The sequence below is a fragment of the Halopseudomonas xiamenensis genome (assembly GCF_014219065.1).
Lineage (GTDB): Bacteria > Pseudomonadota > Gammaproteobacteria > Pseudomonadales > Pseudomonadaceae > Halopseudomonas > Halopseudomonas xiamenensis.
Window position 1 is genome coordinate 29558 of sequence record NZ_JACLGO010000025.1, and the last position, 24421, is coordinate 53978.

The window sequence follows — 24421 nt, forward strand, 5'->3', positions numbered from 1 at the left end:
GATGACGACGTCAATTAAGGAAAAACGCATGAAAATCAAAGCACTGATTGCCGCTTCTGCCTGTGTTGCGCTGCTGGCTGGTTGCACCAACAACCCATATACCGGTGAACGTGAGGCTGGCAAGGCGGGTGTCTATGGTGGTGGTGGGGCCGCGGCCGGAGCGCTGATCGGGGCTGCCACCTCGAGCAAGAAGGACCGCGGCAAGGGCGCACTGATCGGTGCCGTGGTCGGTGGTGCAGCCGGCGCCGGCTATGGTTACTACGCGGATCGGCAGGAGCAGCGCCTGCGCCAGGAGTTGACCGGTACCGGTGTGCAGGTGGTGCGCAATGGCGACAACCTGCAATTGATCATGCCGGGCAATATCACCTTTGCCAGCAGCTCCTCGGACATCTCCAGCAGCTTCTACCCGACGTTGAATTCGCTGGTCAAGGTGTTCAAGGAGTTCGACCAGAACGGTATCGACATCGTCGGGCACACCGACAGCAGCGGCTCGCTGGAGCTGAACATGCGCCTGTCCCAGGAGCGTGCCACCAGCGTGGCGTCCTACCTGACCGGCCAGGGCGTTTCCGGTGCGCGCATCAGCAGCCGTGGTGTTGGCCCGAGCCAGCCGATCGCCAGCAACGACACTGCTGCCGGCAAGGCGCAGAACCGCCGTGTGGAGATCAACCTGCGTCCGCTGTGAGCCGCCGCCGGTTGATGTGAAAACGGGACGCCAGGTGCGTCCCGTTTTTTATTCCGAGGAAGGTTAGCTCTGCGGCGGATAGTCCCGGTGCAACTGCTCCAGCAGGGCGTCCTTCTCTGCCCACAGCTGGTTGATCCAGGCCTGGAACTCGGCGCGGAAGGCCGCGTCGTGCTGATAATCCTTGCCCAGGAACCCGGCGGGGATGGGGCGCGTCTGCACACGCATCACCACCTTGCGAATCCGGCCGCTGAGCAGGTCCCAGAAGGTCGGGCTGCCATCGGGGTAGTGGATGGTGATATCGACCAGTGAGCGCAGCTGCTCGCCCATGGCGTCCAGCACGAAGGCAACGCCGCCGGACTTGGGGCGCAGCAGGTAGCGGTAGGGTGATTGCTGTTCGGCATGCTTTTCCGTAGTCAGCCGGGTGCCTTCGAGAAAGTTGAACACCGCCACCGGGGTGGTCTTGAACTTTTCACAGGCGCGCTGGGTGGCCAGCAGGTCCTGGCCGGCCTTTTCCGGATGCCTGGCCAGATAGGCCTTGCTGTAACGCTTCATGAACGGAAAATCCAGCGCCCACCAGCAGATGCCGATGACCGGCACCCAGATCAGCTCCTGCTTGAGGAAGAACTTGAGCATCGGCATGCGGCGGTTGAGGTTGTGCTGCAGTACCAGGATATCGACCCAGCTCTGATGGTTGCTGGTCACCAGGTACCAGCCGTCATGGTCCAGCCGTTCGTGCCCCTGGACATCCCACTGGGTACGTCCGGCCAGCCGCATCCAGGCGCTGTTACCGAGCATCCAGGTTTCGGCGATGCGGATCATGACCCTGGTGAGAAAGGCCTGCAGCGCCGGTATCGGCAGCAGTTTGATCAGTGCGCAGGGGAACAGCAGGCTGAACCAGAACAGCGTGTTAAGGATCAGCAGCAGGAGCGAAATGGCTCCGCGTATCGAGGCAGGCAAAAAAGACAGCATTGTCTGGTGGCTCGTCCGTGGTGGCCCAGTGGCCTGTGAGGTGGTCATAATCAGACAGGCCACCTCACCAGTTCCTGGTCAGTTGTCGGTATCGGCCTGTATGGCGGTCAGTGCGATAGTAAACACGATATCGTCCACCAGCGCACCCCGGGACAGGTCGTTCACCGGTTTGCGCAGTCCCTGCAGCATGGGGCCGACGCTGATCACGTTGGCACTGCGCTGTACCGCCTTGTAGGTGGTGTTGCCGGTGTTCAGGTCGGGGAAGATGAATACCGTGGCCTTGCCGGCGACCGGGCTGTCCGGCGCTTTCTGCTGGCCGACGCTGGCAATCGCGGCGGCATCATACTGCAGCGGTCCGTCGATCAACAGCCCCGGCTGGCGCTCACGGGCCAGCCGTGTCGCTTCGCGAACCTTTTCCACATCTTCGCCGGTGCCGGAGCTGCCGGTCGAGTAGCTGATCATCGCCACCCGTGGCGGGATGCCGAAGGCTTCGGCGGAGCGGGCGCTCTGGATGGCGATTTCCGCCAGTTCCTCGGCGTTGGGGTCAGGGTTGACCGCGCAGTCGCCATACACCAGCACCTGGTCGGGCAGCAGCATGAAGAACACCGAGGACACCAGGCTGTAGTTGGGTGCGGTCTTGATCAGCTGGAACGCCGGACGGATGGTGTTGGCGGTGGTATGGATGGCGCCGGAAACCAGCCCGTCGACCTCATCCAGTGCCAGCATCATGGTGCCCAGCACGACGTTATCCTCCAGTTGCTGCAGGGCCATCGGCGCAGGCAGGCCGCGGTCCTTGCGCAGCTCGACCATCGGTGCCACGTAGCTGTCGCGCACCAGGTCCGGGTCGATGATCTGCAGCCCTTCCGGTAGGCTGATGTGGTGAGCGCGGGCGACCGCTTCCACTGCCTCGGGCTTGGCCAGCAGGATGCACTGGGCGATGCCGCGACGTTGGCAGATGGCTGCGGCCTGCACGGTGCGCGGCTCGTCGCCCTCGGGCAGGACGATGCGCTTGCCGGCCTGCTGCGCGCGGTTGACCAGGTCGTAGCGGAACGCCGGCGGCGACATGCGCCGCTCGCTGGGTTGGCCGCAGCGGTGCTGCAGCCAACCATGGTCGATATGCGAGGCGACGAAGTCGGTCACCAGGGTGGCTCGCTCGCTGTCATCGACCGGGATCTCGCGGTTCATGCGGTCGAGCTGCGAGGCGGTGGCGAAGCTGCCGGTGCCGACCAGGAAGATCGGCAGACCGTTGTCCAGCGCCGGCTGGCACAGCTGCATGACGCGCTCGTCGGGCATGATGTCGCCGGTCAGCAGCAGGCCGGCCAGCGGTGTACCGGACAGTGATGCCAGGCTGCTGGAGATGATGATGTCGTCGCGATCACCCGGTACCACCAGCAGCGTGCCGGGGCGGTACAGGTGCAGGGTGTTGGGCACGGTACGGGCGCACAGGATGATGTCCAGCACGCGGCGCTGGCGCATTTCGCCGGGATGCAGGATCCTGGCATTGAGCAGCGCGGCGACGTCGGAGCTGCGCGGGGCGCTGAGCTCGTTTTGCCAGGGCACGCAACCGATCAGGCGGAAGCCTTCGGTATCCAGCACCTTGGATTCCTGCTTGAGCGCGATGGCATAGTCCTTGAGCGTGCGCTTGAGTTCGCTGCGATCGGTCGGCACATCACCGCCCAGATCCAGGTTGCGCACCTTGTTGATGATCACCCCCAGCACCTTGGGATCCTGTGGGCCGCCGAAACCCTGGGCATGCAGTTCGACACGATGCGCCAGGGTCGCCAGGTTGTCATCGTCCGGTGCGCTGACCAGGATCACATCGGCATCCAGGCTCTTGGCGATGTGCTGGTTGATACGCGCGGCATAGGCGGCCTGGCGCGTTGGTACCATGCCCTCGACCACCACCACGTCGGCATCGCGGGCCGCCTCGCGGTAGCGGCTGACGATATCCTCCAGCACTTCGTCCAGTTCGCCATTGGCCAAGCGCCGCTCGACCTCGGGCAGCGCCAGCGGGGTCGGCGGTTCCAGGCCCATGGTCCGGCTGATCAGCGCGGTGGAGCGCTCCGGGCCATCGTCACCGGGGTGCGGCTGGGCGATCGGCTTGAGGAAGTGCACGCGCAGGCCGTTGCGTTCGAGGGCGCGAATCAGGCCCAGGCTGACCGAGGTCAGGCCGACGCCGAATCCGGAGGGTGCGAGAAAGAAGGTATGCATGAATCAGGCTTCCTGTTCCACGGGCTGGGTGGCGGCAAGGTCGAGCAGGGCCAGGCACTCCTCGGTGATCTGGCGTTCCTCGTCGGTCGGTATGACCAGGATGGCGGGGGAGTTGTCCGCCTGGATCTGTCGGGCCGGGTTGCCGGGCGGGGTGGCGTTGGCCGCCGGATCGATGGCCAGGCCGAACAGCGCCAGGTGGCGCACGGTCAGCTCGCGCACCAGCGGCGAGTTCTCACCGATGCCGCCGGTGAAGATCACCCCGTCGATGCGTGGCAGCGCCACCGCCAGGCCGGCCAGCGAGCGGGCCAGGCGATAGCAGAACACTTCCACCGCCAGGGTTGCGCCGGCGTGGCCCTCGGCGCGGGCGGCCACCAGGGTGCGCATGTCGTTGGACAGGCCGGACAGTCCCAGCAGGCCGCTTTCGCGGTTAAGCATGTGGTCGATACGCTCCAGGTCCCAGCCCAGGGTCCGGGCCAGGTGCGAATGCAGGTTGGGGTCGACGTCACCGCTGCGGGTGCCCATGACCAGGCCTTCCAGCGGGGTCATGCCCATGCTGGTGTCCAGGCTTCTGCCGTCGAGGATGGCGCAGGTGGAGCAGCCGTTGCCCAGGTGCGCGGTCAGCCAGGCGCCGTGGCCGGGCTCCATGCCCATCAGCAGGCTGGCCTGGGTCGAGACGAAGCGGTGGCTGGTGCCATGGAAGCCATAGCGACGCACGCTATGCTTGGTATACAGCTCCTCGGGCAGGGCGTAGCGGTAGGCGTGCGCTGGCATGCTTTGGTGGAAGGCGGTATCGAAAATGGCGATGTGCGGAATATCGGTGAACACCGTCATAGCTTCGTTGATGCCGGTCAGTTGCGCCGGGTTGTGCAGCGGTGCCAGCGGCGAGCTGTCCTCGATGGCGGCGATCACTTCGTCGTCGATGACGCGCGCTCCGGTGAAGTGCTCGCCGCCATGCACCACGCGGTGCCCCACTGCGGTCAGCGGCTGCTGGGCGAAGCGCGCGATCAGTGGTAGCAGGCTGGCCATGGCGGAGCTGTGCCTGCCGTCCGGGAGCTGGACCTGCTCGCCGGCGTCACCGGCCTTCCAGTTCATCACGCCCTCAGCCGTACCCAGGCGCTCGGCCAGTCCACTGAGCAGCGGCTGCCTGGCAGACTCGCTGCGCAGGGCGAACTTGAGTGATGAGCTTCCACAATTTATGACAAGTACCAGGCGATCAGTCATGGTGCTCCATTTTTTTCCTGCGTGGGAGGATGGGTTCTCTGCCGTCAACTTATACCCCAGCCTCCAGCGTAGTGGAACCGTCCGTGCGTTTCCGCCTATTTATGCGTAAACTGACGACTTCCTAGCCCGAAAAACACAGGATTTTTTTATGCAGATTGCTGCCAACAAAGCCGTATCGATTGAATACACCCTGACCAACGATGCAGGCGAAGTGCTGGATACTTCTGCTGGCGGCGAGCCGCTGGTGTACCTGCATGGTGCTGGTAACATCATCCCCGGCCTGGAACGGGAGCTGGTCGGCAAGCAGGTGGGCGACGAGCTGAAGGTGACTGTCGAACCGGAAGACGCCTATGGCGAATTCAGTGCCGAGCTGGTCGCCGTACTGGGCCGCAACATGTTCGAAGGTGTCGACGAGCTGGAAGTCGGCATGCAGTTCCATGCCTCTGCGCCGGATGGCGGCATGCAGATCGTTACCATCACCGCGCTGGACGGCGATGAAGTCACCGTCGATGGCAACCACCCGCTGGCTGGGCAGCGCCTGACCTTCGAGGTCAAGGTCGCCGATATCCGTGATGCCTCCGAAGACGAACTGGCCCATGGGCATATCCATGGCGAAGGTGGCGTTCACCACTGAGGTCGTCACCCGCAGGTCCGAGGGCCGGTTCCCGTCAGGGGCCGGCCTTCTGCATTTGTGGGTTCTGATGGCAACGGCTTCTATCCTGCCATCAATTACATCAATTCAACTGCTGAACAAGTATTCCGCCCTTATAGTGGCCATCCGAAAACATTTGCAGGAGTTGATCGATGTCTGCCCACGCCAGCCCTCTGTTCGAGCCCGTGGTACTGGGCTCACTGAGCCTTCCCAGCCGCCTGGTCATGGCGCCCATGACCCGCAACTTTTCGCCCAATGGCGTACCCACCGAGCAGGTGGTCGAGTACTACCGTCGCCGCGCGGCGGCCGGGGTCGGCTTGATCATCACCGAGGGCACCACGGTCGATCACCGCGCCGCCAATGGTTATCCGGATGTACCGCGCTTCCATGGCGAGGATGCCCTGGCCGGCTGGAAGAAGGTAGTGGATGCGGTACATGCCGCCGGCGGCAAGTTCGCTCCGCAATTGTGGCACGTCGGTAACGTGCGTCGCCTGGGTACCGGACCTGACGGCACGGTGCCGGGTTACGGTCCGATGGACAAGTTCAAGGACGGCAAGCAGATAGTGCACGGCATGACCGCCGAGGATATCCGTGACGTGGTCAACGCCTTCGCCCAGGCGGCCCGCGATGCCAAGGCCATCGGCTGCGATGCGGTCGAGCTGCATGGCGCGCATGGCTATCTGATCGACCAGTTCTTCTGGGAAGGCAGCAACCAGCGTGATGACGAGTATGGCGGCAGCCTGGATAACCGCGGTCGTTTCGCGGTGGAGATCATCCGCGCGGTGCGCGAGGCGGTCGGCCCGGCGTTCCCGATCATCTTCCGCTTCTCCCAGTGGAAGCAGCAGGACTACAGTGCCCGTCTGGTCGATACGCCCGAGCTGCTGGAGCAGTTCCTCAAGCCGCTGGCCGAGGCGGGCGTGGATATCTTCCATTGCTCGCAGCGCCGCTACTGGGAGCCGGAATTCGAGGGCTCTGCGCTCAATCTGGCTGGCTGGACCCGCAAGATCACCGGCAAGCCGTGCATCACCGTGGGCAGTGTCGGCCTGGACAGCGAATTCCTCGAATACATGGTCAAGACCGACAAGGTGGCCAAGACCGAGGCCAATATCGATGACCTGCTGCAACGGCTGGCGGAGCGTGAGTTCGACCTGGTGGCGGTCGGACGGGCGCTGATCGTCGATCCGCAGTGGCCGGCGAAGCTGCGTGCCGGGCGTTTCGACGAAGTATTGCCCTACAGTCGCGAGGCTCTGAAAGAGCTGGCCTGAGGTGGCCGCCCCGGCTACTTGCCGGGGATAGCCTGGGACAGCGGCCGTGCTGGATGGCAGCAGCGCTGCAGGTAACCCTCGAAGCGCTGCAATACCGACGGCCAGCCCAACTGGCAGGCACGGTGCCGGGCATGCATACGGATGCCGCGGCGTCCTTCCGCATCGCTGACCAGCCAGCGCAGGTTATCCAGGAACAGCTCTTCATGCGCTGGCGGCGCCAGGCAGCCACTGTAGCGATCGCGGATGTGCTGATGGGCGGCGGCGGTGTCGAAGGCATTGACCGCCAGACCCGAGGCCATGGCTTCGGTGACCACGTTGCCGAAGGTTTCCGTCAGGCTGGGAAAGACGAATACGTCGGCGCTGGCGTAGACGGTCGCCAGCTCGGCGCCGGACAGAGCGCCGGTGAAGTGCGCCCCAGGCATGTCCTTTTCCAGTGACTGACGCAGCGGACCATCACCCACCACTACCATGTGCAGGCGTGTGCCGGTTGACTGGTTCTCCCGCAGGTTCTGCCAGCTGTGTTGCAGCAGTTGCAGGTTTTTTTCCGCCGCCAGGCGCCCCACATGCAGCAGCACGATATCGGTATTGCCCGCACCCCACTGGCGGCGCAGTTCGGTATCGCGGTGCGCCGGATGAAACAGCTCGCAATCCACCCCGCGCCCGAGCAGCATCAGGTTGTTGATACCCAGGCGTGACAGCTCGCGCTGCTGGGTGGTGCTGGCGGTCAGGGTCAGCAGCGTCTGGTTGTGGAACCAGCGCAGGTAGGCCACCACCGGGCGGTACAGCAGGCTGATGCGGTAATGTTCGCTGTACTGCTGGAAGTTGGTATGGAAGCCGCTGATCACCGGAATGCCCAGCCGCCGCGCAGCGCGCAATGCCGACCAGCCCAGTGGCCCTTCGGTGGCCAGGTAGACGGTATCGGGGCGGCTGTTGCGCCAGTGTGCCAGCAGCCGCCGGTAGGCTGGCAGACCGAATTGCAGCTGGCTGTAGCCGGGAATAGGCAGGCCACGCACCAGCAGCTCTTCCATCAGGCCGCTGGTAGCCAGGCCGACGGTCTCGCCGGGCTGGGCCGGGCGTACCAGTTGCAGGCGGTTATTGTTCTGCAGCAGTCCGTCACACAGGCGACCGAGGGTATTGGCCACGCCATTGATCTGGGGCCGCCAGGTTTCGGTGACCAGGGCGTAGTGTCGGTCTTGGGAGCTGAGTGTCGTCATGACACCCAGTATGGGTGCCATTGGTGATCGCGTTGTTACCGGGAGATGACCGATTTATGGCAGTGGCGGCCGGCGGGGACCTTCGCGTACCCAGAGCAGGGTCGAGCCGGCTACCGCCGACGGCATCACCAGCAGGTTGACCAGGGGAATCAGCATGCCGATATACACCGGCAGACCGAATCCCAGCGACAGGCTCCTGCGGCTGCGCATCCAGCGCAGCATATCGATGAAGCCGACCTGGTCATTGTCAGCCTGATAATCGATGTACTGCACCGCCATCATCCACACGCCGAATACCAGCAGCAGCGGCGAGGCGACCAGGTTCACCACCGGCACCAGCGTCAGCAGCAACAGGCCGAGCAGACGCGGCAGGTAATAGGCGATCTTGCGGCACTCCCGGCCCAGGCTGCGTGGCACCACCATGGCGATGTCCTGCCAGCTGGTCGGCGGGCTGACCAGGCCGCGTTCCTGCTCGGCGATCTTTTCTGCCAGGAAACCGTAGAAGGGGGAGGCGATCAGGTTGGCGATCATGCTGAAGCCGAAAAACAACACCAGCAGTACCACCAGTGCGAACAGCGGCCACAGCAGCCACTCGACGAAGCCGGCCCACTCCGGCATGTGCGGCATCAGCCGGCCCATCCAGTAGTTGAACTGCCGCGCGCCCCAACCGATCAGCGCTATGAACAGCACCAGGTTGAGCAGCAGCGGGATGACCAGGAAACGCCGCAACCCCGGCTGGCGAATGCGCTGCCAACCTTCGCGCAGATAGCCCGAGCCACGCAGGGGAGCCAGTGGCTGTGTCATGCAGAGTCCTTATTCAATTGGCGTTATAGGGATAAACTATGCGCCTGATATAGTGACAGCGGTAGGCATCGCCTCTACCATGCATCCGGTGAAATTTCCGCAAGAATCCGTAGAACAGAGTCTGTCGAACACCACGGCGGCGTTGCCTGCAGCCGCCAGGCCGCACCATTATAGAGAGCTTCGACCTCAATCTCTGTACCGGGTTCTTGCCACCCTCTTTTCAGCAGTTGGTCCTGTCGGTCCTGCTGCAGAGTTATCTTGACTATCACGCCGCTGCGGCGGTGATCTGGAGGATTCAATGTCTGAAACACGCCACTCCCGTCTGATCATCCTGGGCTCCGGCCCGGCCGGTTACAGCGCAGCGGTCTATGCCGCACGGGCCAACCTCAAGCCGCTGCTGATCACCGGTATGCAGATGGGCGGTCAGCTCACCACCACCACCGATGTCGACAACTGGCCTGGTGACGTGGAAGGGCTGCAGGGGCCGGACCTGATGGAGCGGATGCGCAAGCACGCCGAACGCTTCGAGACCGAGATCGTGTTCGATCACATCAACCAGGTGCAGCTTGGTCAGCGTCCATTCACCCTGACCGGCGACCAGGGCGAATATACCTGTGACGCACTGATCATCGCCACCGGTGCCTCGGCACGCTACCTCGGCCTGCCGTCGGAAGAGGCCTTCATGGGCAAGGGCGTATCCGCCTGTGCTACCTGTGATGGTTTCTTCTATCGCAATCAGGACGTGGCTGTCGTGGGTGGCGGCAACACCGCTGTGGAAGAGGCGCTGTACCTGGCCAATATCGCGAAAAAGGTCACCCTGGTGCACCGCCGTGAGAGCTTCCGCGCCGAGAAGATCCTGGTCGACAAGCTCATGGCCAAGGTTGCCGAAGGCAAGATCGAACTCAAGCTCAACGCCGTGCTGGATGAAGTGCTGGGCGATGACAGCGGCGTCACCGGCATGCGCCTGGCCTTCAATGACGATCACAAGGAAGACATCGCCCTGGCCGGCGTGTTCATCGCCATCGGCCACACCCCCAACACCGGTCTGTTCGAAGGCCAGCTGGACATGAAGGACGGCTACCTGAAGATCAACAGCGGCACCGAAGGCAACGCCACCGCCACCAATATCCCGGGCGTATTCGCCGCCGGTGATGTGGCCGACCATGTCTATCGTCAGGCGATTACTTCCGCTGGCGCAGGTTGCATGGCGGCGCTGGATGCGGAGCGGTTTTTGGACCAGCAGTAAGCTGCTTGGCGCTGTCGTCGTCGGTGGGTGCTGGCGACGACAGCGTCTGGGTATCAATGAAGAGTTCTTATATGTCTTAAAAGACTTTTAGGGGAGTTCTAATTTTCGTCGTTGCCTGCTGGGCAGCTCCAAGAGCTACCAGTACAAGCCCAGGCCGATACTGAACTGTCTGCCGCCGTTCTGCTCCAGCAGTAACCGGATATCACTATTGACTGAGAGGGAGCGCCTGGCTTCCAGCTCTATCATGCTGAATGCGGGCCGATCGCCGTCTACTGGTATCCCCAGCTTGTAGGAGGCGCGTCCCGACCATTCCGCATGGCGGTATATGGCGCGACCACCCACCTGCATAAGTCCGTTACCATAGCCCATACGACTGTCCTGTAAGGCTCCGCCGATGTGAAATGCGGTCACCAACTGATCGGAGAAACGCGTTGCGGTGCCTATATCCCCATGAAGACGAGCAACCAGACAATCGGCACAATCCAACCGCAGACTATGGAAACCTGCACCGAGACTCCACATGGAGCCATCATCTCCTGGCAGGCCGGTGACGCCTGGGTTTAGATTTTCTATTGAGAAGAGGGTGAGGCGAGACAGGGAGAAGTTGTCCTTTGTCATCCTGATGGTCATATCTCCCATCGACAGCGAAGCATTTGGCACATGTCCGCTAGTGCCGTCGAGTGCATCATAGTATGCAGGCCTGATTCTGAGTTGAGTCAAGGGACCATGTGAGCCGTTATAGCCCAGGCTGGCCTGGATCCAGCCGGGAGCACGGCTGGAGTGGGGTGAAGACGGAGCGGGTATATCGAATGTTCCTCTACCAGGTGGTAATTGGTATCTCTTCGCCAGAGCCTCTCTGTAGCGTCTCTCAAGTACATCAGCATCATCTACCTTGCTTCGTATGGCGAACTGATAATAGTCAAGTGTTGTATCGATAATAGCGTGTTGAGAATCAAGTGGTAATGACTCGAACTCTACTGAATTGAACCAGTCGGCGTCAGCTATCGCTGTGGTTAAAAGCATCTTCTCATGTGCTTTAAGCTGTCGGAAGCGGTGATATAGACGGGACTGGCGCGACGGGTAGTAGCGTATCGCCTCGGTGTTAAAGTTAGCTCTCTTATCAGTATCGAGGTGCTGGATTACGCTTTGGGGAATTGTCCAAGGGCGGTTGGCTGGGATCGCCTCCACCTCGGTGGCCATTTCCAGCAGCTCCGCCATTCGAAACGCGCAGTTACGGCGGAAAAAATAATAGGTGTAGCGCATGCCTAGAACTTCCCAGGCATGATTTACAATGAATCGTGCATCTTCAGGAGAAAGCTCCAGGGGATACTCCCAGAGATCACGTAACTCTGCTTCGCCGTAGTTGTGATTATGAAAGTAGTATCTTATATGGCTGAACCCTCCATCGTAGCCGCCAAAGATTCCCTTTGCTATATAGCTTAATGGATCGGTACGGCCCTCCAGAATCGCTCCATAGTTGACGCTTACATCGAGAAGTTTAGTGGGGCTGACAAGGTCGGCGTCCGTTGCTGAATTCAGCTTCAGCAAAGTGTGTCCATAGTAGGATGCCGGATTACCGAGAAAACCTGTGGCGAAGATGACGCTTACGGAGTCAATGCTCTGGTCTTTTGTCCACTCATCCAATGTCGGGCAGGGATGCGTGTAAATGGAAGCCGCTGTTCCCAACTGGGCCTTGAGCCATTGCGCTCTGGCCGGAAAGCGACAGTAGGCATGTTGGTCTAAATCAGTGGTGGGCGGTTTCTCTAGATCGTGCAGAGTAGCGCGCAATTCGGCAAGAGCATTAGTCTGCCCAATGGGAGAGAGAAAAAAAGCAGGGCTATGGATAGCGCTACGCAAGCTTCCCAAGAAACTACGTTCATAATGCAGCAGCTCCAGCCACATGGGGTGTTGTGCTAGCTTCTGCAACGACTCCTCGGATGGCTTGGATGCATCGGCAGCAGGGCTGATCAGCAATGCAAAGACCAGCCAGAGTGGCTTTTTCAATGTAGGCCTATGGTGTGATGAGTATGCTGCCGAATATCTCCGGCAGCAAAAGAGATCAAACTGAGCAGTTCAGGGCTGCAGAGGATTCGATTATCGAATAGAAGCTTGCAGCCTTTGCCAGTTGGCTCTGACTGGAGTACTCGGCTGAGATAACCTGCTGGGTCATTGCAGCGCGTGCCGTTTGTGTGGCAGCTGCATGGCGCGAACTGTCGCATTCCATCATGTTCAAGACGGTTGCAAGGTGTTCGCCCTCACCGCGGGCTGTTTCTTCAACCAAGGTATCATAGGTATCGCGAATGAATAGCGCTGTTTCAACTGTCTTGCCGCTACAGGTTTGCGGGCTGGCAGTTGCTGACGTAACTGCAGTAATGCCGATATCCCAGATGACATTGGATGTCACGGCTGCCCAATGCGTATTGGGAAACAGTGCAGCACCAATACCACAATCGGTGAAGGGGTTGGGGCCTGAACCGGGAGTCTTGTTTTGAGCAATTGCCGAGGAAGCGGCGGCTGTACAGGTCAGCAGTGTGAATACAGCCAGTTTTTTCATGATCATGTCCGTGATCCTTGGGAAATATAATATCGGAGCGATGGGTTAATCGCTGCTGGACTATATTTCAATATCATTAAGCTATCAATGGCTCGGAGTGAAGATGATCGTGCTTGCGCTCAAGCGTCAAAGCTTGCGTCATTTTGTGTGAACTGGAACAGGATTAAAAAGGCACATAAAAAAACCGGCTCAAGGCCGGTCTGTCATGCTTGACACTCTATGTGCACCATTCATCGCTGAATGGTGCCTCGGGGGAGAATCGAACTCCCACTCTGTCACCAGAAGCGGATTTTGAATCCGCCGCGTCTACCAATTCCGCCACCGAGGCTTTCTGCAAGCCGCGCGGAGTATACGGAGCCTTGCTTGTTCAGGTCAATGCTTTGCATGGCCGAAAAGGCGGTTTTCCGCTACCATATGCGCCCTTTTTGTCATGCCGGATATTCTTGCTATGCGCGTCAGCGATTTTCAATTCGAGCTGCCCGACCGGCTGATCGCCCGGCATCCGCTGGCCGAGCGGCGTGCCAGCCGGCTGCTGTGCCTGGACGGGCCCAGTGGCGAGCTGGCGCACCGGCAGTTCGCTGATCTGCTGGAGTATCTGCGCCCCGGTGATCTGATGGTGTTCAACAATACCCGGGTGATTCCGGCGCGCCTGTTCGGCCGCAAGGAGACAGGTGGGCAGTTGGAGATCCTGGTCGAGCGGGTGCTGGATAACCGGCGGGTGCTGGCCCATGTGCGTTCCAGCAAGTCACCCAAACCGGGCAGCCGTATCCTACTGGAGGACGGCAGCGGCGCGAGCATGCTGGCGCGGCATGATGCGTTGTTCGAATTGCAGTTCGACGAGCCGGTGCTGGGGCTGTTGGAGCGAGTTGGCCACATGCCGCTACCGCCCTATATCGATCGGCCGGACGAGAGTGCCGACCGCGAGCGCTATCAGACGGTGTATGCGCAGCGGGCCGGTGCGGTGGCGGCGCCGACCGCCGGGCTGCATTTCGATCGCGAGCTGCTGCAGGCGATCGAGGCCCGGGGCGTGACCACCGCCGAGGTGACCTTGCATGTGGGCGCCGGCACCTTCCAGCCGGTGCGGGTCGAACGTATCGAGGACCATCACATGCACAGCGAGTGGCTGGAGGTCGACCCGCAGGTGGTCGATGCGGTCGAGGCCTGCAAGGCGCGTGGCGGGCGGGTGATCGCGGTGGGCACCACCAGCGTGCGCTCGCTGGAAACCGCGGCACTGGGCGGGCAGATCCGGCCGTTCAGTGGTGACACCGATATCTTCATCTACCCAGGGCGGCCATTTCATGTGGTGGACGCGCTGGTGACCAATTTCCACCTGCCCGAGTCGACCCTGCTGATGCTGGTCTCGGCCTTTGCCGGTTATCGCCAGACCATGGCGGCCTATCGGGCGGCGGTGGACAACGAGTACCGATTCTTCAGTTACGGTGATGCCATGTTCATCACCCGCAATCCGGATGCCCGCGGGCCCGAGGACGTGCAATGAGTCATATGCAATTCGAGCTGCTGGCCACCGACGGCAAGGCCCGTCGCGGCCGCCTGACCTTCCCCCGGGGCGTGGTGGAGACCCCGGCCTTCATGCCGGTGGGCACCTACGGCACGGTCAAGGGCATGCTGCCCAGGGATGTCGAGGATATCGGCGCGCAGATCATCCTCGGCAATACCTTCCACCTGTGGCTGCGCCCCGGTACCGAGGTGATCCGCATGCACGGCGATCTGCATGACTTCATGCAGTGGCAGGGACCGATCCTGACCGACTCCGGCGGTTTCCAGGTGTTCAGTCTGGGAGCGATGCGCAAGATCAAGGAGGAGGGCGTGTACTTCTCCTCCCCGGTGGATGGCGCCAAGGTATTCATGGGGCCGGAGGAGTCGATGCAGGTGCAGCGCGATCTGGGCTCGGATATCGTGATGATCTTCGACGAGTGCACGCCCTATCCGGCGGATCTGGATACCGCGCGCCGCTCCATGGAGCTGTCGCTGCGCTGGGCCAAACGTTCCAAGGCGGCCCACGAGGGTAACCCCTCGGCGCTGTTCGGCATAGTCCAGGGTGGCATGCACGAGGAGTTGCGCGCCCGTTCGCTGGATGGGCTGTGCGAGATCGGCTTCGATGGTTTGGCCATCGGTGGCCTGTCGGTGGGTGAACCCAAGCAAGACATGATCCGTATCCTCGATTATCTGCCGCCACTGATGCCGCCGGAAAAACCCCGTTACCTGATGGGCGTGGGCAAGCCGGAGGACCTGGTGGAAGGCGTGCGCCGCGGGGTGGACATGTTCGATTGCGTGATGCCGACGCGCAATGCGCGCAATGGGCATTTATTCACCGACAGCGGTGTGGTAAAAATCCGCAACGCGGTGCATCGGCATGATGATTCACCGCTGGATCCGGGCTGCGATTGCTACACCTGCCGCCACTTCACTCGCTCCTATTTGCACCATCTGGACAAGTGCGGCGAGATGCTCGGTAGCATGCTCAACACCATCCATAACCTGCGCCATTATCAGCGTGTCATGCATGGTTTGCGCGGTGCGATTCAACAGGGTACATTGACCGCCTTTGTGGATAACTTCTATGCACGTCTCGGCCAGCCGGTACCTCCCCTGGAGGCTTGAATAGCGGTCAGGAAGCCCCATTATTTTTTCTTGCGAGTATATAAAACAGGAGTTTTGCATGAGTTTCTTCATCCCCACCGCTATGGCCCAGAGTGCAGGCGCCGCTCCGGCTGCTGGTTTCGATCCGATGAGCCTGATCTTCCTGGTCGGCTTCGTGGTCATCTTCTACCTGATGATCTGGCGTCCCCAGGCCAAACGTGCCAAGGATCACAAGAACCTGATCGGCAGCCTGAGCACCGGTGATGAGGTGGTGACCAATGGTGGCATCCTCGGCAAGGTCAAGAAAGTCACTGATGAATTCATCGTTCTGGAAGTGAGCGAAGGTCAGGAACTCAAGTTCCAGAAGGGCGCTGTCGTTGCTGCGCTGCCCAAGGGCACACTGAAAGCCATCTAACCTTCCAAGACTTGTATCCGGGCGCATTCAGCGCCCGGTTCACTATCGGGCCCTGACATGCTCAATCGTTACCCGCTGTGGAAATACCTGCTTATCGTGGCCGTGCTCGCGCTTGGCCTGGTATACGCAACCCCCAACCTGTACCCCGACGATCCAGCCATCCAGATCTCCGGCATCAGCTCCACCCAGACCATCCAGCAGAGCGACCTTGCGCGCATCGAGCGGGCGTTGAACGACGCCGGCATTGCTACCAAGGGTGTCGAGCTCAGTGCCAATGCCAGTTCCGGTCTGGTGCGCCTGACCGAGCTGGGAGACCAACTGCCCGCCCAGGATATCGTCCGTCGCGTACTGGGCAACGAATTCGTGGTGGCGCAGAACCTGGCCGCGACCACCCCTGACTGGCTGCTGAATATCGGCGCCGGGCCGATGAAGCTCGGTCTGGACCTGGCCGGTGGTGTGCACTTCCTGCTGGAAGTGGACATGGAGAAGGCCATCGAGGCACGCATCAATGTCTACGACAGCGAATTGCGCACCCTGTTTCGTAACGAGCGTATCCGTTATCGCAGCCTGCCCAAGCAGGGCAACGTGCTGCAGTTCGGTTTCACCGAGAGTGCCGACCTGAGTGCGGCGCAGCGCCAGTTGGCCAGCAAGTACAACGAGTTCCAGGTGACCAGCACGCGCCGCGACAACATGGACGTGCTGCGCCTGACCCTGACTGACGCCAAGATGACCGAGATTCGCGAGTACTCGGTACGCCAGAACCTGACCACGGTGCGCAACCGGGTCAACGAACTGGGTGTGGCTGAGCCACTGGTTCAGCGCCAGGGTGCCAACCGTATCGTTGTCGAGCTGCCCGGCGTACAGGATACCGCCGAAGCCAAGCGTATCCTCGGTAAGACTGCCAACCTCGAGTTCCGCCTGGCGGCCGAGCCCAATGCGCCGCGCGCCACCATCGAGACCTTCGAGTTCCGGGACGGCATGAATCGCCCGGCGGCGGATGTCGAGCGCAGCATCATCCTCACCGGTGACCAGGTCACCGATGCCCAGTCCAACTTCGACGAGAACGGTCAGCCCCAGGTCAACATTCGCCTGGACGGCCATGGTGGCGAGCTGATGACGCGCGCCACGCGCAATAATGTCGGTCGAGGTATGGCGGTGCTATTCATCGAGCAGCGCGAAGTGCCCAGCACGGTGATGCAGGAAGTCGACGGGGTGATGCAGGAAGTGTCGGCACCGACCTTCGTCGAGGAAAAGACCATCATCAGCCTGGCGACCATCCAGAGTACCCTGGGCAACCAGTTCCGTATCACCGGCCTGGGTTCGCCGGCCGAGGCTTCCGAGCTGGCGCTGCTGCTGCGTGCTGGTGGCCTGGCCGCGCCGATGTACTTTGCCGAGGAACGCACCATCGGGCCGAGCCTGGGTGCCGAGAACATTGCCAACGGTGTCGCCGCGACCCAACTGGGTTTCATTCTCGCCATGCTGTTCATGGTGGTGGTGTACCGCGGCTTCGGCTTCCTGGCCAGTATCGCGCTGAGTTTCAACCTGGTGCTGTTGCTCGCGCTGATGTCCCTGTTGGGGGCAACCCTGACGCTGCCGGGTATCGCCGGTATCGTATTGACCCTGGGCATGGCGATCGACGCCAACGTGCTGATCTTCGCCCGGGTGCGTGAAGAGCTGGCCGCCGGCTCCTCGGCGCAGCGGGCAATCCATGAGGGCTTCGACAAGGCTTTCTCCGCCATTCTCGACAGTAACCTGACCACGCTGCTGGTGGGTGTCATCCTGTTTGCCATGGGCTCGGGGCCGATCAAGGGCTTCGCCGTTACCCTGTCGCTGGGCATCGTGACCTCGCTGTTCAGTGCCATTCTGGTAACCCGCGCGTTGATCAACCTGTTCCTTGGTGGGCGTACCAGTAGAACGCTCAGCAAGCTGTGGCTGTGAGGAGTCATTCGATGCTCAATAAAACCATCAACTTCATGCGCTGGCGTAAGCCTTTCTACGCCATTGCACTCCTGTTCAGCCTGTTCTCCATTGGCAGCCTGGCGGTCAAGCAGCTCAACTTCGGTCTGGAGTTCACCGGCGGTGCCCTGGTGGAGCTGAACTACAGTGAGCCGGTCGAGCTGGAATCCATCCGCCAGACGCTGCATGGCGCTGGCTGGGGGGATGCCATTGTGCAGAACTTCGGTTCCACCTCGGATGTGATCATTCGCCTGGCCAGCGAGGATCCGGAGCTGGGTAACCAGATCGCCCGACTGATCCAGCGTGAGGATGCCGAGCAGGACGTGACCATCAAGCGTGTCGAGTTCATCGGTCCGCAGGTGGGCGAAGAGTTGCGTGACCAGGGCGGCTTGGGCATGCTGCTGGCCCTGGCCGGGATCATGCTCTATGTCGCGCTGCGTTTCCAGCTCAAGTTCGCCGTGGCCGGTCTGGTGGCGCTGTTGCATGACGCCATCTTCACCCTGGGGTTGCTGTCCTTCTTCGGCGTTCCCTTCGACCTGACGGTGCTGGCGGCGCTGCTGGCGGCGGTCGGCTACTCGCTGAACGATACCATCGTAGTGTTCGACCGGATCCGCGAGAACCTGCGGCTGATGCGCACCTCAGACCTGACCCATGTGATCAACGTATCCACCACCCAGACCCTGGCGCGTACCCTGGCTACCTCGGTCTCGACCATTCTGGTGCTGATGTCGTTGCTGATGGTCGGTGGTGAGTCACTGCAGGGCTTTGCCATCACCCTGATCATTGGCGTGGTGATAGGTACCTACTCGTCGATCTACGTGGCCAACGGCCTGCTGATCAACCTCAAGCTGACCCGTGAGGATCTGATTCCCAAGCAGTTGGAAGAGGTGGACGACCGGCCCTGAGTTCAGGGGCGTGCATGAAAAACCCGGCTGCCGCGAGGCGCCGGGTTTTTTGTGGCCTGCCGTCCGTGGCGGCAAGTGGGTTGCGATGGGGGCTGGGGGTGTAGCGCCCCTGCGCTACGCCGAGTCTCGGCGGGCAGGGAGGTTGTCGTCGAGCGGGGGCTCGACAACCCCGGCAAAGACCATCCCGGCGCAGATGCCGCGCCCTGGGGTGTGGAGGCGCTTCAGGGTCGGTCGATCAGCGCTTCATCGCCGGTGTCAGGTGCGGCTGGATGGCAGTCAGCACGGCCTTGAAGCACTTGGGGTTGCCGGCTACGACATGACCCTTTTCCAGGAACTGGTGGCCACCGGTGAAGTCGCTCAGCAGGCCGCCGGCTTCCTGGATCAGCAAGCTGCCTGCGGCCATGTCCCACTCGGCCAGGCCGAATTCCCAGAAGGCGTCATAGCGACCGGCGGCCACGTAGGCCAGGTCCAGGCTGGCGGCGCCGCAGCGGCGAATGCCGGCGGTCTGGCCGACCAGGCTGCGGAACATGCCCAGGTAGTTGTCCAGCGACTCGATCTGGTCTTCCTTGAACGGAAAGCCGGTACCGAGCAGGGCGCCTTCCAGGCTCTTGCGTGGGCTGACGCGCAGGCGCTTGCCATTCAGTGCGGCGCCGCGGCCACGGCTGGCGGTGAATTCTTCCTGGCGCACCGGGTCCAGTACCACGGCATGTTCGATACGGCCCTTGATGCGGCAGGCGATGCTCACGGCGAAATGCGGTACGCCACGCAGGAAGTTGGTGGTGCCGTCCAGCGGGTCGATGATCCAGACGATATCGGCGCCTTCGCCATGCCCGGGTTGGAAACCCGATTCCTCGGCGTGAATGCCGTGGTCCGGATAGGTCCGGCGCAGTTGCTGGATGATTGCCTGTTCCGCAGCCCGGTCGACCTCGCTGACGTAGTCGTTCGCTTCCTTCTCGTTGACGGTCAGGACATCCAGCCTTTCCATGGAGCGGTAGATCAATTCTCCGGCGCTGCGCGCAGCGCGCAGGGCGATATTCAACATGGGCTGCATACGGGGTATCTCTGATAGGGGTACGGAAAAGCCGGACATTATAGCAGAGTTGTCGGGCGACTTGCACAAACGATCATGCCGCCATCGTAGGCAGCGACAGCCGAATTTTAGTAAGATGCGGGTCTTTCCTTTTCCGCATCGCTGCAACTCTGGAGTGTCCGTGTTCGATAAAGTACGTGTGGTCCTGGTGAACACCAGCCATCCCGGCAATATTGGTGGCGCAGCGCGGGCCATGAAAAACATGGGCCTGAGTCAACTGGTGCTGGTCGATCCCGAGCGTTTCCCGGACCCTGAAGCGGTATCGCGTGCCTCCGGGGCGGATGACCTGCTGAGCAATGCGCGGGTGGTCGCCACCTTGGAGGAAGCACTGGCCGATTGCGTGCTGGTGCTCGGCACCAGTGCCCGTGACCGGCGCATTCCCTGGCCGGTGGTCGATCCGCGGGAAGCGGCCGACAAGGTGCTCGACCAGCTCGAAGGGCCGGCCAGCGGCCCGGTGGCGCTGGTCTTCGGTCGCGAGGATTCCGGCCTGACCAGTGACGAGCTGCAGCGTTGCCGCTTCCATGTGCACATCCCGTCGAACCCGGAGTTCAGCTCGCTGAACCTGGCGACCGCAGTCCAGGTGCTGGCCTACGAACTGCGTATGCAGAGCCTGCAGCGCCAGGGCCAGCCGACCAAGATGCAGAAGATCGAAACCACGGCGCCGGACAATGAAGTACCGGCCACGGCCGAGCAGATGGAGTTGTTCTACCAGCATCTGCAGCAGGTGCTGGTTGAAATCGGCTTCCTCGACCCCCAGCATCCGAGGAAGCTGATGTCCCGCCTGCGTCGCCTGTATGGGCGCAGCCAGCCGAATGTGGTGGAGATGAACATCCTGCGCGGCATCCTGACCGAAACCCAGAAAGCCATCGGCGTACAGGCGTCCGGTGCGCGGAGACATTGAGTATGTTCGACAGCATGAAGGAAGATATCGCCAGCGTATTTCACCGTGACCCCGCTGCGCGTACCCGGCTCGAAGTGCTGCTCTGCTATCCCGGCCTGCATGCCATCTGGCTGCATCGCCTGGCCCACTGGTTCTGGCGTCGCGATGCGCGGCTGCTGGCGCGCATGGTGTCGAACCTGGCGCGCTGGTTGACCGGTATCGAGATCCATCCCGGCGCCAGGCTCGGCCGGCGCTTCTTCATCGATCATGGCATGGGCGTGGTGATCGGTGAGACCGCCGAGATCGGTGATGACGTGACCCTGTACCAGGGCGTGACCCTGGGCGGCACCAGCTGGAACAAAGGCAAGCGCCATCCGACCCTGGAAGACGGCGTGGTGGTCGGGGCCGGGGCCAAGGTGCTCGGCCCCTTCACCGTCGGCAAGGGCGCCAAGATCGGTTCCAACGCGGTGGTCACCAAGGCGGTGCCGGCCGGTGCCACGGCGGTGGGCATTCCCGGCCGCATCATCATCAAGGAGGAGACTCGGGATGATGAGCAGCAGGTCAAGCGCCAGGCCATGGCCGAGAAGATCGGTTTCGATGCCTACGGCGAGACCCGCGACATGCCGGACCCGGTGGCCAAGGCCATTGGGCTCATGCTGGATCACATGCATGCCGTCGATGGCCGTATCGAGGGCATGTGCAAGGCACTGAACGAGCTGGGCAGCGACTACTGCGCCCGTGATCTGCCGAAACTGGATACCGAGGATTTTGAAGCGCTCATGGAAGACGCGGACATCGAACCGTCCGCGCAGGATGCTGATGCCTCCAAGTCGCGCTGAGGTTTTACCATGAAGTTACCGATCTATCTCGATTACGCTGCCACCACTCCGGTCGATCCGCGGGTGGCGCAGAAGATGTGTGCCTGCCTGACCATGGACGGCACCTTCGCCAATCCCGCGTCGCGCTCGCATCTGTATGGCTGGCAGGCCGAGGAGGCGGTGGAGCTGGCACGGCGGCAGGTGGCCGATCTGGTCGGTGCTGACCCGCGGGAGATCATCTGGACCTCCGGGGCTACCGAATCCGACAACCTGGCGATCAAGGGCGCCGCGCATGCCTTCGCCGAACGCGGCCGGCATATCGTCACCTCGCAGATCGAGCACAAGGCAGTGATCGACAGCTGTCGCCAGCTGGAGCGCGAAGGCTTCGAGGTCACCTACCTCAAGCCCGGTGCCGATGGCCTGATCACGCCCGAGCAGGTTAGCGCGGCGCTGCGCGAGGACACCATCCTGGTGTCGCTGATGCAGGTCAATAACGAGATAGGGGTGATCAACGACATTGCTGCCCTGGGCGCGATGGTGCGCGAGCGGGGCATCCTGTTCCATGTCGATGCCGCCCAGTCCACCGGCAAGTTGCCGATCGACCTCAAGCAGTTGCCGGTCGATCTGATGTCCTTCAGTGCGCACAAGAGCTACGGCCCCAAAGGTGTCGGCGCGCTCTACGTACGGCGTTCGCCGGATGTGCGCATTGAGGCGTTGATCCACGGTGGTGGCCATGAGCGTGGCATGCGTTCGGGCACCCTGGCGCCGCACCAGCTGGTCGGCATGGGTGAGGCCTTTGCCATGGCGGGGGCGCAGATGGTGAGCGAGACCCGGCGCATTGCCGCACTGCATGCGCAGCTGCTGGAAGGCCTGGCCGGACTGGATGGGGTATCGCTCAATGGCTCGGCCGAGCACCGCGTGCCGCACAACCTGAACCTGGCGTTCAGCGGGGTGGATGGCGAGCTGTTGCTGCTGGCCCTGCGCGACCTGGCGTTGTCCACCGGCTCGGCCTGCACCTCGGCCTCGGTCGAGCCGTCCTACGTGCTGCGCGCCATTGGCCTGCCGGACGGTCTGGCGCACAGTTCCATCCGTCTGTCGCTGGGTCGCTACACCACCGAGCAGGACGTGCAGCAGGCTGCCGAGATCCTGTGCAAGGCGGTGACAAGGCTCCGCCAGACCGGGTAATACGGCGTTTCAACTCGATTGTCGGGGGCTGTTACGCATTTGCGGTCAACCTGCGTATAATCTGCGGGTTAACAATTCCTGTTATCCCAAATCCACCTTTTTTACCTTCTGGAGAGTTTCATGGCCGTAGAACGCACCCTGTCCATCATCAAGCCCGATGCCGTCGCCAAGAACGTGATCGGCCAGATCCTGAGCCGCTTCGAGCAGGCCGGTCTGAGCATCGTTGCGGCCAAGATGGTGCAACTGTCCCAGGCTGACGCCGAAGGCTTCTACGCCGAGCACAAGGAACGCCCCTTCTTCAAGGACCTGGTCAGCTTCATGACCTCCGGCCCGGTCGTGGTACAGGTGCTGGAAGGCGAAGGCGCGGTACTGAAGAACCGTGACCTGATGGGCGCCACCAACCCGAAGGAAGCCGCTGCCGGCACCATCCGTGCCGATTTCGCCGAGTCGATCGACGCCAACGCCGTACACGGCTCCGACTCCGCGACCTCCGCTGCCCGTGAAATCGGCTACTTCTTCGCCGAAACCGAGCTGTGCCAGCGTACCCGCTGAGCCAGCCGCAGACACCAACGAGTGATGTATCGCCATGACTGACACGACCGGCAAGATCAACCTGCTGGGCCTGACCCAGGCCAAGCTGGAGGCCTTCTTCGAGGAGCTCGGGGAAAAGCGCTTTCGTGCCGGGCAGGTCATGAAGTGGATCCATCACTTTGGTGTCGACAATTTCGATGACATGACCAATGTCGGCAAGGCCCTGCGCGACAAGCTCAAGGCCTGCGCCGAGATTCGCGGCCCGGAAGTGGTCAGCGAAGATATTTCCAAGGATGGCACGCGCAAGTGGGTGGTGCGCGTGGCGTCCGGTAGTTGCGTCGAGACCGTGTATATCCCGCAGAATGGCCGCGGCACGCTGTGCGTGTCCTCGCAGGCCGGCTGCGCGCTGGACTGCAGCTTCTGCTCCACCGGTAAGCAGGGCTTCAACAGCGACCTGACCGCCGCCGAGATCATCGGCCAGGTATGGATTGCCAACAAGTCCTTCGGCACGGTGCCGGCCAAGGTCGACCGAGCCATCACCAACGTGGTGATGATGGGCATGGGCGAGCCGTTGCTCAACTTCGACAATGTGGTCGACGCCATGACCCTGATGATGGACGACCTCGGTTACGGTATTTCCAAGCGCAAGGTGACACTGTCCACCTCCGGCGTGGTGCCGATGATCGAGAAGCTGGGGCAGGTGACCGACGTGGCCCTGGCGCTGTCGCTGCACGCGCCGAACGACGAACTGCGCAACCAGTTGGTGCCGCTGAACAAGAAGTATCCGTTGTCGGTATTGCTGCCGGCCTGCAACGCCTACATTGCCGGGCTGGGCGAGAAGCGCTTCCTGACCATCGAGTACACCCTGCTCAAGGACGTCAACGACCAGCCGGAACACGCCCGGCAGATGATCGAGCTGCTGCGCGAGACGCCGTGCAAGATCAACCTGATTCCCTTCAACCCCTTCCCGTATTCTGGTTACGAGCGGCCGAGCAACAATGCCATCCGCCGTTTCCAGGACCTGTTGCACAACGCCGGCTACAACGTCACCGTGCGCACCACCCGGGGAGAGGATATCGATGCAGCATGCGGACAACTGGTCGGCCAGGTCATGGACAGGACCCGGCGCAGTGAACGCTATATCGCGGTACGCCAGCTTGCCGATGAGCAGGCCGGCGTGACCGTACCGACAAATCGCCGATAACATCCAATCGAGGAACGA

Annotated in this window: 22 protein-coding genes and 1 tRNA gene; 14 read left to right on the forward strand and 9 right to left on the reverse strand. The window is 61.9% G+C overall.

Going from position 1 to position 24421, the window contains the following annotated elements; translation table 11 throughout:
* Positions 1–28 precede the first annotated feature (28 nt).
* Positions 29–682: an OmpA family protein gene (locus H6X51_RS15380; RefSeq protein ID WP_185268355.1), complete on the forward strand. Its 654-nt coding sequence runs from the start codon at positions 29–31 to the stop codon at positions 680–682.
* 63 nt (positions 683–745) lie between these two features.
* Here the strand turns inward: H6X51_RS15380 and H6X51_RS15385 are convergent, their stop codons facing one another.
* The 3 genes from H6X51_RS15385 to H6X51_RS15395 all read right to left on the reverse strand — a co-directional run bounded on the left by H6X51_RS15385 (position 746) and on the right by H6X51_RS15395 (position 5083).
* Positions 746–1651 (reverse strand): acyltransferase, encoded by a 906-nt coding sequence (locus H6X51_RS15385; RefSeq protein WP_185268356.1) that lies wholly within the window; start codon positions 1649–1651, stop codon positions 746–748.
* Between the two features lie 78 nt (positions 1652–1729).
* Entirely contained in the window at positions 1730–3862 is a 2133-nt protein-coding gene (pta, locus tag H6X51_RS15390) for a phosphate acetyltransferase (protein ID WP_185268357.1), read from the reverse strand.
* A gap of 3 nt (positions 3863–3865) precedes the next feature.
* On the reverse strand, positions 3866–5083 hold the full coding sequence (locus tag H6X51_RS15395; RefSeq protein WP_185268358.1) for an acetate kinase: 1218 nt from the start codon (positions 5081–5083) through the stop codon (positions 3866–3868).
* A 148-nt stretch (positions 5084–5231) separates the two neighbouring features.
* Here H6X51_RS15395 and H6X51_RS15400 point away from each other — a divergent pair, with 148 nt between their 5' ends.
* Positions 5232–5717, forward strand: a complete 486-nt coding sequence (locus tag H6X51_RS15400; protein WP_185268359.1) for an FKBP-type peptidyl-prolyl cis-trans isomerase — start codon at positions 5232–5234, stop codon at positions 5715–5717.
* A 170-nt stretch (positions 5718–5887) separates the two neighbouring features.
* Positions 5888–7000, forward strand: a complete 1113-nt coding sequence (locus tag H6X51_RS15405) for an NADH:flavin oxidoreductase (protein ID WP_185268360.1) — start codon at positions 5888–5890, stop codon at positions 6998–7000.
* 14 nt (positions 7001–7014) lie between these two features.
* Here the strand turns inward: H6X51_RS15405 and H6X51_RS15410 are convergent, their stop codons facing one another.
* Together H6X51_RS15410 and cysZ are read right to left on the reverse strand one after the other, a co-directional pair.
* A complete protein-coding gene (locus tag H6X51_RS15410) occupies positions 7015–8214 on the reverse strand; it encodes a glycosyltransferase family 4 protein (protein WP_235991368.1) in 1200 nt (399 codons plus the stop codon).
* 54 nt (positions 8215–8268) lie between these two features.
* Positions 8269–9018: a sulfate transporter CysZ gene (gene cysZ, locus H6X51_RS15415; protein WP_185268362.1), complete on the reverse strand. Its 750-nt coding sequence runs from the start codon at positions 9016–9018 to the stop codon at positions 8269–8271.
* Positions 9019–9316: 298 nt separating this feature from the next.
* Between cysZ and trxB the strand changes: the two genes are divergently transcribed.
* Complete coding sequence (trxB, locus tag H6X51_RS15420; protein WP_185268363.1) at positions 9317–10264, forward strand: thioredoxin-disulfide reductase; 948 nt, start codon at positions 9317–9319, stop codon at positions 10262–10264.
* 135 nt (positions 10265–10399) lie between these two features.
* Here the strand turns inward: trxB and H6X51_RS15425 are convergent, their stop codons facing one another.
* The 3 genes from H6X51_RS15425 to H6X51_RS15435 all read right to left on the reverse strand — a co-directional run bounded on the left by H6X51_RS15425 (position 10400) and on the right by H6X51_RS15435 (position 13146).
* A complete protein-coding gene (locus H6X51_RS15425; protein ID WP_185268364.1) occupies positions 10400–12268 on the reverse strand; it encodes an Lnb N-terminal periplasmic domain-containing protein in 1869 nt (622 codons plus the stop codon).
* 55 nt (positions 12269–12323) lie between these two features.
* A complete protein-coding gene (locus H6X51_RS15430; RefSeq protein WP_185268365.1) occupies positions 12324–12824 on the reverse strand; it encodes a DUF3015 family protein in 501 nt (166 codons plus the stop codon).
* Between the two features lie 235 nt (positions 12825–13059).
* Positions 13060–13146: transfer RNA gene (locus H6X51_RS15435), tRNA-Leu, on the reverse strand.
* Positions 13147–13266: 120 nt separating this feature from the next.
* On the opposite strand from H6X51_RS15435, the gene queA reads away from it, so the two are divergent.
* From queA to secF, 5 genes are read left to right on the forward strand one after another with little or no spacing between them, the layout of a single operon-like run.
* Positions 13267–14316 (forward strand): tRNA preQ1(34) S-adenosylmethionine ribosyltransferase-isomerase QueA, encoded by a 1050-nt coding sequence (gene queA, locus H6X51_RS15440; protein WP_185268366.1) that lies wholly within the window; start codon positions 13267–13269, stop codon positions 14314–14316.
* Between the two features lie 5 nt (positions 14317–14321).
* Positions 14322–15440: a tRNA guanosine(34) transglycosylase Tgt gene (gene tgt / locus H6X51_RS15445; protein WP_185268394.1), complete on the forward strand. Its 1119-nt coding sequence runs from the start codon at positions 14322–14324 to the stop codon at positions 15438–15440.
* Between the two features lie 58 nt (positions 15441–15498).
* Positions 15499–15834 (forward strand): preprotein translocase subunit YajC, encoded by a 336-nt coding sequence (gene yajC, locus H6X51_RS15450; RefSeq protein WP_185268367.1) that lies wholly within the window; start codon positions 15499–15501, stop codon positions 15832–15834.
* 57 nt (positions 15835–15891) lie between these two features.
* The gene (gene secD / locus H6X51_RS15455) at positions 15892–17772 is read left to right on the forward strand and encodes a protein translocase subunit SecD (protein WP_185268368.1); all 1881 of its coding nucleotides are present in this window, start codon (positions 15892–15894) and stop codon (positions 17770–17772) included.
* 11 nt (positions 17773–17783) lie between these two features.
* Positions 17784–18695, forward strand: coding sequence for a protein translocase subunit SecF (gene secF / locus H6X51_RS15460; protein ID WP_185268369.1), 912 nt, complete (start codon positions 17784–17786; stop codon positions 18693–18695).
* A 235-nt stretch (positions 18696–18930) separates the two neighbouring features.
* Here secF and suhB read toward each other — a convergent pair whose 3' ends face one another.
* Positions 18931–19746, reverse strand: a complete 816-nt coding sequence (gene suhB, locus H6X51_RS15465; RefSeq protein ID WP_185268370.1) for a type III secretion system regulator SuhB — start codon at positions 19744–19746, stop codon at positions 18931–18933.
* 160 nt (positions 19747–19906) lie between these two features.
* On the opposite strand from suhB, the gene trmJ reads away from it, so the two are divergent.
* From trmJ to rlmN, 5 genes are all read left to right on the forward strand, one after another.
* Entirely contained in the window at positions 19907–20686 is a 780-nt protein-coding gene (gene trmJ, locus H6X51_RS15470) for a tRNA (cytosine(32)/uridine(32)-2'-O)-methyltransferase TrmJ (RefSeq protein ID WP_185268371.1), read from the forward strand.
* 2 nt (positions 20687–20688) lie between these two features.
* On the forward strand, positions 20689–21504 hold the full coding sequence (gene cysE, locus H6X51_RS15475) for a serine O-acetyltransferase (protein ID WP_185268372.1): 816 nt from the start codon (positions 20689–20691) through the stop codon (positions 21502–21504).
* A 9-nt stretch (positions 21505–21513) separates the two neighbouring features.
* Positions 21514–22668, forward strand: coding sequence for an IscS subfamily cysteine desulfurase (locus H6X51_RS15480; RefSeq protein WP_185268373.1), 1155 nt, complete (start codon positions 21514–21516; stop codon positions 22666–22668).
* 120 nt (positions 22669–22788) lie between these two features.
* On the forward strand, positions 22789–23220 hold the full coding sequence (gene ndk, locus H6X51_RS15485) for a nucleoside-diphosphate kinase (RefSeq protein ID WP_185268374.1): 432 nt from the start codon (positions 22789–22791) through the stop codon (positions 23218–23220).
* A 34-nt stretch (positions 23221–23254) separates the two neighbouring features.
* Positions 23255–24403: a 23S rRNA (adenine(2503)-C(2))-methyltransferase RlmN gene (gene rlmN, locus H6X51_RS15490; protein WP_185268375.1), complete on the forward strand. Its 1149-nt coding sequence runs from the start codon at positions 23255–23257 to the stop codon at positions 24401–24403.
* Positions 24404–24421 lie beyond the last annotated feature (18 nt).